The 15,829-nt window shown below is 71.6% G+C and carries 15 protein-coding genes, 2 tRNA genes and 1 pseudogene; 8 read left to right on the forward strand and 10 right to left on the reverse strand.

What is annotated here, in order from left to right:
- Positions 1 to 314 precede the first annotated feature (314 nt).
- From HG542_RS16435 to HG542_RS16450, 4 genes are all read left to right on the forward strand, one after another.
- Complete coding sequence (locus HG542_RS16435; RefSeq protein WP_171082068.1) at positions 315 to 479, forward strand: hypothetical protein; 165 nt, start codon at positions 315 to 317, stop codon at positions 477 to 479.
- Between the two features lie 31 nt (positions 480 to 510).
- Positions 511 to 804 (forward strand): Dabb family protein, encoded by a 294-nt coding sequence (locus HG542_RS16440; RefSeq protein WP_171082069.1) that lies wholly within the window; start codon positions 511 to 513, stop codon positions 802 to 804.
- Between the two features lie 258 nt (positions 805 to 1,062).
- A complete protein-coding gene (locus HG542_RS16445) occupies positions 1,063 to 1,878 on the forward strand; it encodes an RNA polymerase sigma factor SigF (protein ID WP_171082113.1) in 816 nt (271 codons plus the stop codon).
- A gap of 190 nt (positions 1,879 to 2,068) precedes the next feature.
- The gene (locus HG542_RS16450) at positions 2,069 to 2,902 is read left to right on the forward strand and encodes an RNA polymerase sigma factor SigF (protein WP_171082071.1); all 834 of its coding nucleotides are present in this window, start codon (positions 2,069 to 2,071) and stop codon (positions 2,900 to 2,902) included.
- A 267-nt stretch (positions 2,903 to 3,169) separates the two neighbouring features.
- Here the strand turns inward: HG542_RS16450 and HG542_RS35120 are convergent, their stop codons facing one another.
- Complete coding sequence (locus HG542_RS35120; protein WP_229922659.1) at positions 3,170 to 3,412, reverse strand: hypothetical protein; 243 nt, start codon at positions 3,410 to 3,412, stop codon at positions 3,170 to 3,172.
- Positions 3,413 to 3,464: 52 nt separating this feature from the next.
- On the opposite strand from HG542_RS35120, the gene HG542_RS35125 reads away from it, so the two are divergent.
- A complete protein-coding gene (locus HG542_RS35125) occupies positions 3,465 to 3,764 on the forward strand; it encodes a hypothetical protein (protein ID WP_229922658.1) in 300 nt (99 codons plus the stop codon).
- Here HG542_RS35125 and HG542_RS16460 read toward each other — a convergent pair.
- A complete protein-coding gene (locus HG542_RS16460) occupies positions 3,757 to 3,987 on the reverse strand; it encodes a hypothetical protein (RefSeq protein ID WP_171082075.1) in 231 nt (76 codons plus the stop codon). The two genes, HG542_RS35125 and HG542_RS16460, sit on opposite strands and share 8 nt — an antisense overlap.
- 195 nt (positions 3,988 to 4,182) lie before the next feature.
- Between HG542_RS16460 and HG542_RS16465 the strand changes: the two genes are divergently transcribed.
- Together HG542_RS16465 and HG542_RS16470 are read left to right on the forward strand one after the other, a co-directional pair.
- A complete protein-coding gene (locus HG542_RS16465) occupies positions 4,183 to 4,674 on the forward strand; it encodes a MarR family winged helix-turn-helix transcriptional regulator (RefSeq protein ID WP_171082077.1) in 492 nt (163 codons plus the stop codon).
- A 120-nt stretch (positions 4,675 to 4,794) separates the two neighbouring features.
- Positions 4,795 to 6,327: pseudogene (locus HG542_RS16470) on the forward strand (MDR family MFS transporter); the annotation flags it as partial.
- Positions 6,328 to 6,519: 192 nt separating this feature from the next.
- Here HG542_RS16470 and HG542_RS16475 read toward each other — a convergent pair.
- The 6 genes from HG542_RS16475 to HG542_RS16495 all read right to left on the reverse strand — a co-directional run bounded on the left by HG542_RS16475 (position 6,520) and on the right by HG542_RS16495 (position 14,539).
- Positions 6,520 to 7,305, reverse strand: coding sequence for a TetR/AcrR family transcriptional regulator (locus tag HG542_RS16475; protein WP_171082081.1), 786 nt, complete (start codon positions 7,303 to 7,305; stop codon positions 6,520 to 6,522).
- Positions 7,306 to 7,436: 131 nt separating this feature from the next.
- The gene (locus tag HG542_RS16480) at positions 7,437 to 8,954 is read right to left on the reverse strand and encodes an MFS transporter (RefSeq protein ID WP_171082083.1); all 1,518 of its coding nucleotides are present in this window, start codon (positions 8,952 to 8,954) and stop codon (positions 7,437 to 7,439) included.
- Between the two features lie 89 nt (positions 8,955 to 9,043).
- Positions 9,044 to 10,978 (reverse strand): ArnT family glycosyltransferase, encoded by a 1,935-nt coding sequence (locus HG542_RS34525; protein ID WP_229922657.1) that lies wholly within the window; start codon positions 10,976 to 10,978, stop codon positions 9,044 to 9,046.
- Positions 10,975 to 12,231 (reverse strand): bifunctional glycosyltransferase family 2/GtrA family protein, encoded by a 1,257-nt coding sequence (locus HG542_RS34530; protein WP_190076251.1) that lies wholly within the window; start codon positions 12,229 to 12,231, stop codon positions 10,975 to 10,977. Before HG542_RS34530 ends, HG542_RS34525 begins: the two co-directional genes overlap by 4 nt.
- A 92-nt stretch (positions 12,232 to 12,323) precedes the next feature.
- Positions 12,324 to 13,793: a sensor histidine kinase gene (locus HG542_RS16490; RefSeq protein WP_171081901.1), complete on the reverse strand. Its 1,470-nt coding sequence runs from the start codon at positions 13,791 to 13,793 to the stop codon at positions 12,324 to 12,326.
- Entirely contained in the window at positions 13,790 to 14,539 is a 750-nt protein-coding gene (locus tag HG542_RS16495) for a response regulator transcription factor (protein ID WP_171082085.1), read from the reverse strand. Before HG542_RS16495 ends, HG542_RS16490 begins: the two co-directional genes overlap by 4 nt.
- 117 nt (positions 14,540 to 14,656) lie before the next feature.
- Here HG542_RS16495 and HG542_RS16500 point away from each other — a divergent pair, with 117 nt between their 5' ends.
- On the forward strand, positions 14,657 to 15,535 hold the full coding sequence (locus tag HG542_RS16500; RefSeq protein WP_171082087.1) for an LLM class F420-dependent oxidoreductase: 879 nt from the start codon (positions 14,657 to 14,659) through the stop codon (positions 15,533 to 15,535).
- Positions 15,536 to 15,582: 47 nt separating this feature from the next.
- Here the strand turns inward: HG542_RS16500 and HG542_RS16505 are convergent.
- Both HG542_RS16505 and HG542_RS16510 read right to left on the reverse strand, forming a co-directional pair.
- Positions 15,583 to 15,656, reverse strand: a tRNA-Met gene (locus HG542_RS16505).
- 36 nt (positions 15,657 to 15,692) lie between these two features.
- Positions 15,693 to 15,765, reverse strand: a tRNA-Arg gene (locus tag HG542_RS16510).
- Positions 15,766 to 15,829 lie beyond the last annotated feature (64 nt).

The following is a 15,829-nucleotide window of genomic DNA, read 5'->3' on the forward strand; positions in this document are numbered from 1 at the left end:
CAGCAAACCCCCCGTAGGGGAAGCGGTATCGGGGGGACAAACCGCTTCCCCCGAGGGGACACGTCCTCAAAGCCCGGGCCGCAGTCGGGGGACGCGTCCCGGACCCCGCAGTGAGGCCCGCATCCGGCGTGCCGGCGCATTCCTGCCAGATCCGCACGGCACGCCCCCATCCTCCCTCCCGCCCCGCACGCAAACGGCAGGCAAAGGACCCCACCCCCCAGGGCCATAGGTCCCTAAAAGCGCTTCGCGCACATGTGCGGTTAGACTCACCCGACCGCCCGCGCGAGCGGTACGGCAGGGGAGGCAAGTGCGTCATGGTGCAGACAAAGAAGGTGGCCCTCTGGGCCCTCGCCGTCTTCGTGGCGTACACCGTGATCCACTCCCCGGCCCGGGCCGCGGAGCTGGTCCAGATAGGGTTCCAGGGGATCTCGGACGCCGCCACCAGCATCGGCGAGTTCATGACCCAGCTGATCAAGTGACCCGCACCGGCACGGAAGGCACGGCCCCGCTGTGATCCGTCATCTCGTCCTGTTCAAGCTCAACGAGGGCGTCCGCCGCGACGACCCGCGCGTGATCGCCGGCGTCGAGGCCTTCGAGGCGCTGGAGCAGGCCATTCCGGAGCTGCGCTCCTGGGAATGCGCCTGGAACATCTCGGACCGCCCGATCGCCTACGACTACGCCATCAACTGCTCCGTCGAGGACACCGCGGCGCTGCAGCGGTACCTGGAGCACCCGGCCCACCAAGCGGGCGTCGCCCAGTGGCGGGAATTCGCCACGTGGGTGATCGCGGACTACCCGTTCTGAGGCCTCCGCAGGGCCCTTTCGCGCCAAGCCCCTCACCGTCACGGTGAGGGGCTTTTCCATAGGAACACGACGCCTTGCGGTGCTTGCACACTCTGGACATGTCTTGTGATGCTATGACCGCTTTTGCCGGAGAGTTGACCGCATTGTCAAGGTTCCTGAAGGGGTGTGACCGTGCCGGCCCGTACCGCCTCCGACACAGAACCCCCACCCCCCGCCTCCGTACCGGACGACGACCCGACGCCGGACACCACTCCCGACATCGACACCGACCCGGACATCACCCCGGACACCGCCCCCCGCACCCGTGAGAGCCGGGGCGCCGACGCCCGGGCGCTGACCCAGGTGCTCTTCAAGGAGTTCGCCGGCCTGGAACCGGGCACGCCGGAGCACGCCCGCGTGCGAGCCGCCCTGATCGAAGCCAACCTCCCCCTCGTGCGGTACGCCGCAGCGCGCTTTCGCAGCCGCAACGAGCCGATGGAGGATGTGATCCAGGTCGGCACCATCGGCCTCATCAACGCCATCGACCGCTTCGACCCCGACCGCGGGGTGCAGTTCCCGACCTTCGCCATGCCGACCGTGGTCGGGGAGATCAAGCGCTACTTCCGCGACAACGTCCGCACCGTGCACGTCCCGCGCCGCCTCCACGAGCTGTGGGTGCAGGTGAACGGCGCCACCGAGGACCTGACGGTGCTGCACGGGCGCTCCCCGACCACGGCCGAGATCGCCGAACGGCTGAAGATCGGCGAGGACGAGGTCCTGGCCTGCATCGAAGCGGGCCGCTCGTACCACGCGACCTCGCTGGAGGCCGCCCAGGAGGGCGACGGCCTGCCCGGTCTGCTGGACCGGCTCGGCTACGAGGACCCGGCGCTGGCGGGGGTGGAGCATCGCGATCTCGTACGGCATCTGCTCGTACAGCTGCCGGAGCGCGAACAGCGCATCCTCCTACTGCGCTACTACAGCAACTTGACGCAGTCGCAGATCAGCGCGGAGCTGGGGGTGTCCCAGATGCATGTGTCCCGGCTGCTGTCGCGGAGCTTCGCCCGGCTGCGCTCCGCAAATCGAATCGACGCCTAACCCCCGCGGGTGACACCATCCCCGGTGTCCTGGGGAAGATAAGTCGACTTGACGCTACAGCGTGTTGCCGACATGTGACATTCTGCAGGAACTGCGTTTGCCGCAGCGCAGCCTCCGGTATTCAGGTGGAGGCTGTAAACCCTCGCACGAGGGAGCTGCTGTGACCCGTCCGCGACCTCAAGGGGGTGGCATGTCCGTAGACCTGGGCAGCGCAAAGGTGCTCGCCAACGACGCACCGCCCGCAGTGCTCGACGCCTGCGAACCCATCGACACCCGCACCCTCTCCCGCTCCCTCTTCCTGCGGCTCGCCACGCTCGAGCGGGACAGTGCCGAGCGGACGTACGTCCGCGACACCCTCATCGAACTCAACCTCCCCCTCGTGCGCTACGCGGCCGCCCGCTTCCGCAGCCGCAACGAGCCGATGGAGGACATCGTCCAGGTCGGGACGATCGGCCTGATCAAGGCCATCGACCGTTTCGACTGCGAACGCGGGGTCGAATTCCCGACGTTCGCGATGCCCACCGTGGTCGGCGAGATCAAACGCTTCTTCCGGGACACCAGTTGGTCCGTGCGCGTGCCGCGGCGCCTCCAGGAGCTGCGCCTCGCCCTCACCAAGGCCAGCGACGAACTGGCGCAGAAGCTCGACCGCTCGCCCACCGTCCCGGAGTTGGCGCTCTGCCTGGGCGTCTCCGAGGAGGACGTGGTCGACGGCCTGGCCGTGGGCAACGCCTACACGGCGAGCTCGCTGGACTCCCCCTCCCCCGAGGACGACGGCGGCGAGGGCTCCCTCGCGGACCGGCTGGGGTACGAGGACACGGCCCTGGAGGGCGTGGAGTACCGCGAGTCCCTCAAGCCCCTGCTGGCCAAACTGCCCCCGCGGGAACGGCAGATCATCATGCTGCGCTTCTTCGCCAACATGACGCAGTCGCAGATCGGCGAGGAGGTCGGCATCTCGCAGATGCACGTCTCGCGTCTGCTGACGCGCACGCTGGCCCAGCTCCGGGAGGGCCTGATCGCGGACTGAGCGCCCCGCCAGGGGGCGCCCCGCACGCGCCCCGTCAGGGGCCCCGTCAGGGGCGCTGGGGGTACCCCCAGCGGTAGCTGGGGGAGGGACTGCGCGAGCAACCACAGCCGGCCCGCAGCCGACGAAGGCCCCGAGCAGCCCCTGGCCAACCTGACGCGTCATCAGCAACACTGGTCCGATGCGCCGGAGGACACTCACTTCCGCCTCGGCCACAGCCTTATGCCTGGGCGCACTGATCACGGGCTGCGGCGGCAGCGACCGAGAGGGTTATGTCGCCACGGGGGCCGCCGGGCCCGACGTGTCCCAGGCCGTACCACCCACGGGCGCAGTGGAGTTCGTCCCACTGGACCCGTCGCCCTCGCCGAGCCCCACCCCTTCCGGCCCTTCCAGATCGCCCTCGCCCAGGCCCTCGGCCCGGCCCTCGCCCAGGCCATCCCCTCCGCCGTCACCGGCAACGACGCCGAAGCCGTCACCCTCGCCGTCGACGTCACCGGAACCGGCGATCGCCATCGGGGAACCGCAGCGCACACCGCGCGAGCAACCCTGGTGCGAGGACGTCACATTGGCGTTCACCAACACCAGCGGCAGCGTCCCGGCCACCCAGGGCACGGTCGTCCTCGGCACACACATCCTCGATGCGACCGGCCACGACTGGGCGACGATCGCGTCCACCCGCCCGCTCCCGGTCCCGATCGCCCCGCGGCGAACCGCACGGCAGACGTGGACGGTATGCGTGGACGCCTGGCGCGTCCCGCCCGGCATGCACATGGAGACCCGGGACATCACGGTGACGAACACGCCGTACCGCGCCCCGTCACCCACCCCGGATCCGGACCCGTCAGGGTCGGGCCGCCTCAGCTGAGGGCGAGCCAGGCGGCTCCGGCGACGACGACGATCGCCACGATCACACCGAGGATCATGCCGACACGGGGACCCGAGTCCCTCGCCGCACGAGCGGCGGCCCTGCCGCCGACCGCCGGCGCGGCCGGCGCACCGGCGCTCTCGTCCACGAAGGCACGGAACATCTGAGTGCTGCCCGCGGGGTCGTACTCGCCCTGGGGGTTCTGCTGATGGGGGTTGGCCATAGGCCAGGACCCTAGCGAAGCCCGAGGGCCCCGCACACCCGGGCCTGCACCTTTACCGGGACCCCAGCGATCCTTGAGGATCCCTTTACCCGACAATCACCCTTTTTCATTTGCCTTCAGCAACCAATCGGCCATACGGTTGCCCCAAGCAACTGATATCCAGGACAGAACAGACCCAGAGGAGCCGGCAAGCCGATGGCCGCACAGGAGCACTACGAAGAGCTGGCCCGCCAGCTCGGCGCCCTCGGCGCGGTCCGGCGCGGTATCGGCCGGGTCCTCCCCGAGGGCTGCTCCCCCGCCACGGCGATCATGCTGACCCTGCTGGCGCGGTTCGGCGAGATGCGGATGAGCAAGCTGGCCGAGCTGCTCGCCATCGACATGTCGGTGACCAGCCGGCACGTCTCCCACGCCGCCGCACACGGCTGGCTCGACCGCACGCCGGACCCGCTCGACAAGCGCTCCCGGCTGGTCTGCCTCACCCCCGCCGGAGAGGCCCTGCTGGACGAGGTCTCCCGGCGGCACGCCGCCGCGCTGGCCGGCTGCCTGAGCGACTGGTCCGACGGCGACGTCGCCCTCCTCGCCGGCCTGCTGGCGCGGCTCCGCGAAAGCTTCGGCCAGTGCCCGCCGCCCTCGCGCGAGCCGGCACCGGACCGGATGTCCCCTGCACCCGCACACATCACCGTCTAGAAGCGCCCCGTCGCTTCCGGAACCCCGACCGAGAACAGGAAGTCCATGACCACGACCACACCATCCGGTGTGCGGGGCGGCCAGGCCGACAAGGGAGCCGCACCCGGCTCCGGCGCCCCGATGACGCACCGTCAGATAATGGAAGCGCTCTCCGGACTGCTGCTCGGCATGTTCGTGGCCATTCTGTCGTCGACGATCGTCTCCAACGCCCTGCCGGAGATCATCCACGACCTGCACGGCAGCCAGTCCTCCTACACCTGGGTCGTGACGGCCTCGCTGCTCGCGATGACCGCCTCCACCCCGCTGTGGGGCAAGCTCTCGGACCTCTTCAGCAAGAAGCTGCTGGTCCAGATATCCCTGGTGATCTACGTCGCCGGTTCGGCGGCGGCCGGTCTGTCGCAGAACACCGGCATGCTGATCGCCTGCCGCGCGATCCAGGGCATCGGCGTCGGCGGTCTGTCGGCGCTCGCCCAGATCGTCATGGCGGCGATGATCTCCCCGCGCGAGCGCGGCCGGTACAGCGGCTACCTCGGTGCGACCTTCGCCGTCGCGACCGTCGGCGGCCCGCTGCTGGGCGGCGTCATCACCGACACCTCCTGGCTCGGCTGGCGCTGGTGCTTCTACGTCGGCGTGCCCTTCGCGGTCCTCGCGCTGATCGTGCTGCAGAAGACGCTGAAGCTGCCCGTGGTGAAGCGGGACGTGAAGGTCGACTGGGCCGGTGCCTTCTTCATCACCGCCGCGGTGACCCTGCTGCTGGTGTGGGTGACCCGGGCCGGGTCCGACTACGCCTGGATCTCCGGGACGACCTTCGCGATGGTCGGCGGCGCGGTCGTGCTCGCCGCGATCTTCCTGTTCGTCGAGTCCAGGGCGGCCGAACCGATCATTCCGCTGCGGCTGTTCCGCAACAAGACGATCGCCCTCGCCTCCCTCGCGAGTCTCTTCGTCGGTGTGTCGATGTTCGTCGGCACGGTCTTCTTCTCGCAGTACTTCCAGCTGGCGCGCGGCAAGACGCCGACCATGTCCGGTGTGCTGACGATCCCGATGATCGGCGGCCTGTTCATCTCCTCCACCGTCTCGGGCCAGATCATCACGAAGACCGGCCGCTGGAAGGTCTGGCTGGTCTCCGGCGGTCTGCTGCTCACGGCCGGCCTCGGCCTGCTGGGCACGATGCGCTACGACACCCCGTACTGGCACCTGGCGATCTACATGGCGCTGATGGGCCTCGGCATCGGCATGATGATGCAGAACCTGGTGCTCGCCACGCAGAACCAGGTCGCCCCGCAGGACCTCGGCGCCGCGAGCTCCGTGGTGACCTTCTTCCGCTCCCTCGGCGGTGCGGTCGGCGTCTCCGCGCTCGGCGCGGTGCTCGCCACGCGGGTCACGGACTACGTCAAGGACGGCCTCATGGCCCTCGGCCCCAAGGGCGCGGCCCTGGCGGCACAGGGCTCCGGCGGGGACATCCCCAAGCCGTCCGCGCTTCCGGAGCCGATCCGCTCGGTGATCGAGGGCGCCTACGGGCACGGCGTCGGCGACGTGTTCCTCTACGCGGCGCCCTGCGCGCTGATCGCCTTCATCGTGACGCTCTTCATCAAGGAGGTCGCGCTGAAGAGCCGGGTCGCCACCGGCGAGACGGCCGGCGCGGCGGCGAAGGCGGAGGAGCCGGCCCGGCAGGCCGGCTGACGGACCCCGCCGCGGGGCGCGCGCTTGAGCGGAGAGCGCGCCCCTCGGCGGAGCCGGGAACAGAACGGCAAGAACGGTTCCCGGCGCACGGCCCCGGAGCGGCGGTGTGCGCTTTCGACAGGCAGGGGACGGCCTGTCGGCGCACCGCCCCCGGGGCCTTATGCGTTAGGCGTTCTGCTGCTCCTGCAGGGCGAGGACGCGGTCGCGCATCACCTCGATGCCGGCGACCACCGTCTCCAGCGCGAACTCGAAGTCCTTCGTGAACATCTGCTCGACCGTGTCGGTGTCGCGGGCCCGGAGCATCGCGGCCGACTCCTTGTACGTCTCCATGAGGTCGGACCGGTTCGTGACCGCGTCCAGGACGTCCTGGTAGTACTCCTCCTCGCCCAGGCCCGCCGCCTTGCAGCGCTCCCGGTAGAGGCCCCAGGCCGTGCTGTAGCCGAAGACGAACTGGAACAGCGCGGAGATCGCGCCCGACATGGACTCCGGCGGCACGCCGCAGCGGCGCATCACGCCCAGCGCGGTGTCGGCGAACTTCATCGCCCGCGGCCCGATGTTCTGGTACTGCCCCACGAGCTGGGGCATCCAGGGGTGGGCGAGCAGCATCGCGCGGTACTCGCGGGCGAGCAGGCGCAGCTGGTCGCGCCAGTCCTCGGACTCGTCGGCCGGGTCCGGGAGACGCATCTCGGCGCTGACCTCGTCCATGACGTACTCGAGGAGGTCGTCCTTGTTGTCGACGTACCAATAGACCGACATGGCGGTCACACCGAGCTCGGACGCGAGCTTCCGCATCGAGAACTTGGCCAGGCCCTCCGCGTCCAGCAGGCGGATGGAGGCGGCGACGATCCGGTCCCGGTCGAGCCCTTCGCCTCCGGCACTGCTCCGGTGTTTCGGGGCGCCGGCTTTCCCGCTCAGCCAGACACTGGTGTGCGGGGCCTTGCCCTTGCTCATACCCGGGGTTCCTCTCGGTGGTGCGTTATGCGGAATGCTAGGCGGTGGGCGCGCCCCGAAGGGGCGCGGGGAACTGCGCGAGCAACCACGGCGGACCCGCGCCCGCAGAACCGCCCCCCTGCCGCGCCCCGTCAGGAGCCCGGCGCCCCGGCCCGCTCGGCCCTGCGCAGCAGCACCGCGGCCACCACACCGCCGGCGAACACCGCGGCGGCACCGACCAGCTGGCTGGTGTGCACGCCGGAGGCGAACGCGTCCGCGACAGCCGCCCGCTGCGCAGGCGTACGAACCCGCTCCAACGCCGCCGGCAACGACCCGGCCCCCGCCGCAACCGCGGGAAGCAGCCCGGCGAAGCGCGAGTTGAGGACCGCGCCCAGCACCGCCACGCCCAGCCCGTTGCCGCACTCCTGCAGCGTGCCGTTGACACCGGCGCCGACGCCCGCCTTCTCCGGCGGGATCGCCGACATGATGGCGTTGGCCATCGCCGGCATGGACAGGGCGATACCGGTGCCCATCAGGACCAGGCCCAGCAGCATGCCCCCGTACCCGTGCGCACCGAGCGTCGCGATGGCCGCGAGGCCGGCCGCCAGCAGGCCCATGCCGCCCGCGATGGCCACCGGGGTGCCCACCTTCGGCAGCATCCGGGCGCCCACGCCCGTCAGGTTGAGGACGACGATGACCAGGGCGAGCGGGGTCATGCGCAGGCCAGTCGCCAGCGGGCCGTAGCCCAGGACGAGTTGCAGGTGCTGGGTGAGCAGGAAGAACGAGCCGCCCATGCCGAAGGCGACGAGGATGCCGCCCGCGACCGCGCCGACGAACCGGCTGTTGCGGAAGAAGTGCATGTCCAGCATCGGATACGGGATGCGGCGCTCCCAGAGTGCGAAGCCCGCCAGCGCGACGGCGCCGACCGCGGCCGACAGCAGCACGCGCGCGGACGTCCAGCCGTGCACGGGGCCGGAGATGATCGCGAAGGTGATGCCGGTCATGCCGATCGTCGAGAGCAGGGCGCCCAGCAGGTCGGGCCGGTCGCCGGAGGGGTTCTTCGACTCGGGGACGAGCTTGAGCACCGCGACCAGGCCGATCAGGGCCACCGGCAGGTTGATCAGGAAGATCGAGCCCCACCAGAAGTGGTCGAGCAGGGCGCCGCCGATGAGCGGCCCGGCGGCGAAGCCGAGCGAACTCACCGCGCCCCACAGGCCGATGGCCTTCGGGCGCTCCTCGTCGTCGAAGACCTGGACGACGACGGCCAGGGTGGTGGTCATCAGCAGCGCTCCGCCGACGCCCATGCCCGCGCGGGCGGCTATCAGTTCCCCGGTGGTCGTGGAGAGCGACGCCAGCAGCGAGCCGATGCCGAAGAGGCCGAGGCCCGTGGCGAGCATCTTCTTGCGCCCGTAGCGGTCGGCGGCGTTGCCCGCGGTCAGCAGCAGTCCGGCCTGCACCAGCGAGTAGGCGTTCAGCATCCACTGCACATCGGACGTGGCGGCGCCCATCTCCTCGGTGAGGGACGGGATGGCCACGTTGAGCACGGTGTTGTCCAGCAGCACCGTGAGCTGTGCGAGGCAGATGACGCCGAGGATCATCCAGCGGGCCGGGTTGCGTGGTGGCCGCACTGCGGCCTCGGTGCCGGGTGAGCCGGCGGTCGTCGCCGTCATGCGTATTCCCCCTTGTACGGTGTACGACTGGCGTGCGTCGTACACCGTACAAGGGTTGCTCTACGCCGTACAAGCGAGTTTTCGTGCGGTCATACGCTCCGCGTCAGGTCGTAGAAGGTCGCACCCCCCACCGTGACCTCGGCGAAGTGCCCCTGCACCCACGCCGTGATCTCCGCGGCCGTACCGCGGCCGCCCCGGTCGCCGCCCTTGCCGCCCCGGCCGCCCCGTTCGCCGCCGGAGGCGATGAACCAGTGGATCCGTCCGTCCTTCACCAGCTGCCGGAAGTGCGCGAGCGTGGGCGAGGGGTCGCTGCCGTTGAAGCCGCCGATGGGCATCACGGGCCGCTGCGTGGCGAGTTGGTAGCCCGCCGCGCTCTGCGAACCGACGGTCGCCGCGGCCCAGGTGTACTTCCCGGCGTCCTTCGCCACCGCCGCCGCGGCCGCCGGGCTCACCCGCTGTCCGCCGAGCAGTCCGGCCATGCCGCCGCCGAACCCGCCCGGCCCGCCGGGCCGTTCGCCGGTACGCGGCCCGAAGCCGCCCATGGGGAAGCCTCCCGGGAAGCCCCGGCCGCCCGGCTTGCCGTGCCCGCCGCCGAAGCGGCCGAACCCACCGCCGCCCCGGACGGCCGGGCCCGCCGTCACGATCGAGCCGCCGTGCGCGGAGCCGACGGTGTTCAGCGTGTACGCGAACGGCCCCGCCAGCACACCGGCCACCGCGAGCGCCGCGGCCCGGCGCACCCCGCGGCCCTCGCCGCGGCGCACGAGCAGCAGGGCGACGCCGGCGGCCACGCCGACCGCCAGGACGGCCCACTTCAGCCACGGCAGCCAGTGCGGGGTACGGCCCAGCAGGACGTACGCCCACCCCGCCGACCCCGTCGTCACCAGCGCGAGCAGCGACACCGCCCGGCGCTCCCACAGCACCGCGGCGCCCATGGCGACGAGCGCGGCCACGTACGGGGCCAGGGCCACCGTGTAGTACTGGTGGAAGATTCCCGACATGAAGCTGAAGATCGCAGCGGTCATCAGCAGCGCACCGCCCCAGACCAGGAACGCCGCCCGGCGGATATCCGTACGTCCCGCGCGCCGCAGCAGCCACAGCGCCGCCACCAGCAGCACCAAGGCGGCCGGCAGCAGCCAGGCGATCTGGCCGCCCGTGTCCGGGGCGAACAGCCGCCCGATGCCGGGTTGACCCCAGCCCCCGCCGTGACCGCCGCCGCCATGGCCGCCGCCGACGCTGCCGGTCTCGTTGCCGTTGATGCGGCCGAGGCCGTTGTAGCCGAAGGTCAGCTCCAGGAAGCTGTTGTGCTGAGAACCGCCGACGTACGGGCGCGACGCGGCCGGCATGAGCTCGACGACCGCGACCCACCAGCCGCCGGACACGACCAGCACCAGCCCGGCGAGGAGGAGCTGAACCGCCCGGCGCAGCAGCCGCGTCGGCGCGCACACCAGGTACACCAGGGCCAGTGCCGGGAGGATCAGCCAGGCCTGCAGGGTCTTGGTCAGGAAGCCCAGCCCGAAGCAGAGCCCGGCCAGCATCAGCCACTTGGTGCTCGCGTGCTCCAGCGCCCGCAGCACGCACGCGACGGCGCACACCATGAGCAGGCACAGCAGCGCGTCGGGGTTGTCGAAGCGGAACATCAGCGCGGCGACCGGGGTGAGCGCGAGCACCGCGCCCGCCAGCAGCCCCGCGGCCGCACCGAAGTGCCGCCGCACGGCGGCGTACAGCACGCCGACCGCGGCGACGCCGATGATCACCTCGGGCACCAGGACCGACCACGAGCTGAGCCCGAAGAGCCGGACGGACAGGCCCATGGGCCACATCGCGGCGGGCGGCTTGTCGACGGTGATGGAGTTCGCGGCGTCGGAGGAGCCGAAGAAGAAGGCCTTCCAACTGGCGCTGCCCGCCTGCGCGGCGGCGGCGTAGAACTGGTTGGCGTAGCCGGACGCGCTGAGGTCCCACAGATACAGCGCGGCAGTGGCCGCGAGGAGGACGAGCAGTGCGGGGTTGGGGCGTCGGATGATCAACGGGGGCTCCCGGACGTCTCGTTGTGCACAGCCTGTGGAAACACCCAGGCCCTCAGCAGGAGGAATCGCAGCGCCGTCGCCGCGAGGTTGGCCACGATCAGGACCGAGAGCTCGGCGCCGTGCGAGGCGCTGCCGCCGGCCGCGCCGAGGGCGGCCAGGGAGCCGCTGGTGAGGGCCAGCCCGATGGCGAACACGACCAGGCCCTGGGCCTGTTGGCGCACCGCCCGCTCGCGGCCCCGCACCCGGAAGGTCAGCCGCCGGTTGGCGGCGGTGTTGGCCACGGCCGACAGCAGCAGCGCCAGCGCGTTGGCGGGCTGCGGCCCCATGCCCATCCGGAACAGTGTGTACAGGCCCAGATAGGCCAGCGTGCTCAGCGCGCCGACGGTGCAGAAGCCCACCAACTGCCCGGCCAGACCGCGTGGCACGCCCGGCACACCGCGGTCGCGCGGGTCGTCGCCGAACGGCCTGCGCAGCCGCTCCAGCGGCAGCGCCCCGGTGGCCAGCGCGCGGCCGACCCGCCAGACGCCGCGCAGGTCCTCGGTGGCGGTGCGCACGATGTGCACCGAGCTGTCCGGGTCGTCGACCCAGTCCACCGGCACCTCGTGGATGCGCATCCCCGCCCGCTCGGCCAGCACGAGCAGTTCGGTGTCGAAGAACCAGCCGGTGTCCTCGACCAACGGCAGCAGCGCCTCGGCCGCGTCCTTGCGGATCGCCTTGAAGCCGCACTGCGCGTCGGAGAAGCGCGCCGCGAGCCCGGTGCGCAGCACGAGGTTGTAGGCGCGGGAGATGAACTCCCGCTTGGGGCCGCGCACCACGCGCGACCCCCCGGCCAGCCGGGTCCCGATGGCGAGGTCGGAGTGGCCGGAGATCAGCGGGGCGACCAGCGGCAGCAGGGCGTTGAGGTCGGTCGACAGGTCGACGTCCATGTAGGCCAGGACGGGCGCCCCGGAGAGCGACCAGACGGTGCGCAACGCCCGTCCGCGGCCCTTCTGTTCCAGCCGTACGGCGCTGACCTCCTCGATCGCGTCGTCGAGCTCGGCCGCCACCTCGGGCGTGCTGTCGGTGCTGGCGTTGTCGGCGATGGTGATGCGGAAGCCGTACGGGAAGGTGTCCGTCAGGTGTGCGTGGAGCCGCCGGACGCAGGCTTCGAGGTCGTCCTCCTCGTTGTACACCGGGATGACGACGTCGAGCACGGTCGCCGTCGGCCGGACGCGCAGCGGTGAACGGGCTGGAAGCGTTGGGCAGTCGGTCATGCGGTGACCCTGTCGGGCGGCGCTGTCGTGACCGTGTGATCGCCCTGTGGGGCGCCTGTGAAAGGGGGTGCGCCCCGTAAGGGGCGCGGGCCCTACGCAGGCAACCGCACCGTGAAAACGGTGCCCCGCCCCGGCCTACTGCTGACGGAAACACCGCCCCCGTGCGCATCGACAACAGCCCGCACAATGGCCAGCCCCAACCCCGTCCCGCCGCCCGCGCGCGAGCGACTCGCATCCCCCCGGGCGAACCGCTCGAAGACGTGCGGCAACAGGTCGGCCGGGATACCGGGCCCGTCGTCCTCGACCTCCAGCACGGCGCATGAGCCGTCACCCCGAACCCGCGCGGTCACCGTCGTCCCGGCCGGCGTATGCGTACGGGCATTGGCCAGCAGATTGACCAGCACCTGCTGGAGCCGCGCCGGGTCGCCGCGCACGCAGACGGGCGCGTCCGGCAGGTCCAGCCGCCAGCTGTGGTCGGGCCCGGCCGCCCGCGCATCGCTCACGGCATCGACCACGAGCGGAGAGAGGTCGATGTCCGCGGACGAGAGCGGGCGGCCGGAGTCGAGGCGGGCGAGGAGCAGGAGATCCTCCACCAGATCGGTCATCCGGCGGGCCTCCGACTCGATGCGCCCGAGGGCGTGCCGGGTGTCGGGGCCGATCTCCTCGGCGCCCCTGCGCGTGAGTTCGGCGTAGCCGCGGATGGAGGCGAGCGGCGTGCGCAGCTCATGGCTGGCGTCGGCGACGAACTGCCGGACCCGGGTCTCGCTCTCCTGCCGCGCCGACAGCGCCGAACCGACGTGCCCCAGCATACGGTTGAGCGCCGCACCGACCTGCCCGGCCTCGGTGCGCGGATCGGCCTCGGCGTCGGGCACCCGCTCGTGCAGGGCCACCTCGCCGCTGTGCAGGGGCAGTTGGGCGACGCGGGTGGCGGTGGCGGCGACGCGGCGCAGCGGCCGGATGGCGATGCGCACGGTGGCCGCGGCCGCGATCCCGGCCGCCACGAGCGCGGCGCCGGAGACGCACAACTCGACGACCACCAGCGTCTCCAGGGTGTCCTGGGCTGCCGTGGTCGGGATGCCGACGAGGAAGACGGTGCCGTCGGGGGCGGCGACGGACCGGGCCCGGTACTGCCCGCGCCCCGGCAGGTCGACGTCGTGCGGCCGGCCGTCGCGGTCGAGCCGGACGAGCGCGTCGCCCTGGGCGTCGGTGAGCGGTTCGAGGGCGTCGTCGCCGGGCCAGGAGGAGGAGTCCGGCGGGGTGCTCACGGCCGACTGCCGCACCCGTCCGTCGGCGCCGAGGAGCGCGCCGACCGTGCCCAGCGGCTGGCCGCCGCCCCGCACGAAGCGCAGCGGGTTCTCGTGCGGTTCCGGCGGCCTGCGGCCCGCGGCGCGCACGGCCACCTCGCGCAGCTGGGCGTCGAGCTGTCCATAGAGGTAGCTGCGCAGCACGATGGTGGTGACCGTGCCGATCACCGCGCAGACGACGGCCACCAGGGCGACCGTGGAGACGACGAGCCGGGTGCGCAGGGGACGGTTGCGCAGAGGACGGGGGCGGTGGATCACGCGGGGATGGCCGGCTTGATCAGGTAGCCGGCGCCGCGCCGGGTGTGGATCATGGGCTCGCGGCCGGCGTCGATCTTTCTGCGCAGGTAGGAGATGTAGAGCTCGACGACGTTGGCCTGGCCGCCGAAGTCGTAGGACCACACCCGGTCCAGGATCTGCGGCTTGCTGAGCACCCGGCGCGGGTTGCGCATCAGGAAGCGCAGCAGCTCGAACTCGGTGGCGGTCAGGTGGATGTCGGTGCCGCCGCGGGAGACCTCGTGGCTGTCCTCGTCCAGGACCAGGTCGCCGACCTGCAGCACGGACTCGTTGCGCGGCGCCACGGCGCGGGACCTGCGCAGCAGTCCGCGCAGCCGGGCGACGACCTCCTCCAGGCTGAAGGGTTTGGTGACGTAGTCGTCGCCGCCGGCCGTGAGCCCGGCGATCCGGTCCTCCACGGAGTCCTTGGCGGTGAGGAAGAGCACCGGCACATCCGGCAGTTCGTGCCGCAGCCGGGCGAGCACGGCCAGGCCGTCCATGTCGGGCAGCATCACATCGAGGACCACCGCGTCCGGGCGGAACTCCCGCGCGCGGCGCACCGCTTCGGCCCCGTCGGCCGCGGTGTGCACGTCCCACCCCTCGTAGCGGAGGGCGAGCCGGAGGAGGTCGGCCAGGGAGGCCTCGTCGTCGACGACCAGGACGCGTACGGGACTTCCGTCGTCGTGCAACAGCTGGGTGCGCCCGCTGGGCGGGCCGGAGGTCGGCGTCATGGCACCCGATGGTGCCGGGGGCGGGTGAGAGCGCCCTTTCCGCATTCTGTGAAACCTCTGAGAATCCGGCCCCGGACCCCCGGGAATAACCGGATGGCACCTCCAGTTTTCATGATCATGGCACTGGACACAGCACTGGGAACCATCGGCATCTGGAGCGGCGCGCTCCGCGTGGACGGGCCCGAGCGGCTCGGCGAAGTCGGCGAGGCGGCACGGGAGTTGGAGGAGCTCGGCTACGGCACCCTCTGGATCGGCGGCAGCCCCGGCGTCCACCAGGCGGCACACCTCCTGGAGGCGACGGAGCGGGTGACCGTGGGCACCAGCATCCTGAGCATCTGGACCTACGAGGCCGCCGACGTGGCCGCGCAGTACGCGGCACTCGCCCCCGCCCTGCGGGAACGGTTCGTCCTCGGACTCGGCGTGAGCCACGGGAAGCTCGCGGAGCGCTACGCCCGCCCGTACTCCGCGATGCAGACGTACCTGGACGGCCTGGACGGCGCGCCCGTACCGCTGCCCGCCTCGCAGCGGCTGCTGGCCGCGCTCGGCCCGAAGATGCTGGAGCTCGCGCGGGACCGGGCGGCGGGCGCGGTGCCGTACCTCGTCACGCCGGAGCACACGGCGCAGGCCCGGGAGCGGCTGGGCGCCGGGGCGGTGCTCGCACCGGAGCTGAAGATCGTCCTCGACACGGACCCCGCCCGGGCCCGGGCCACGGCCCGCGAGTTCCTCTCCCTCTACCTGGCGCTGCCGAACTACACCAACAACCTGCTGCGGCTCGGCTTCGAGGAGGCGGACTTCGCCGACGGCGGCAGCGACCGCCTGGTCGACGCGCTCTTCGCGCTCGGCGACGGGAACGCCGTCCGCAAGCGGGTGGACGAGTTCCTGGCGGCCGGGGCCGACCACCTCGCCGTGCAGGCCGTGGTGCCGGACCAGCGGAACGCGCCCCTGCCGCGGGCGCAGTGGCGGGAGCTGGCGGACATCCTGCCGCTGAAGGGATAGCGGAAACGCCGCAGGCCCGGTACCTGAGTACCGGGCCTGCGATCTAGTAGCGGGGACAGGATTTGAACCTGCGACCTCTGGGTTATGAGCCCAGCGAGCTACCGAGCTGCTCCACCCCGCGACGGTCGAGAAGGACCGGAAACCGGCTTCTCGGCTGTGCGCTCGGCAGGATTCGAACCTGCAACCTCTTGATCCGTAGTCAAGTGCTCTATCCGTTAAGCTACGAGCGCTCGGCTTCCCGGCTTGTTTCCTTGCCGGTCGGCGTTGCGGGAACAACATTACATGAACTGCGCC

This window comes from Streptomyces morookaense, from assembly GCF_013030945.1.
Taxonomy (GTDB): domain Bacteria; phylum Actinomycetota; class Actinomycetes; order Streptomycetales; family Streptomycetaceae; genus Streptomyces; species Streptomyces morookaensis.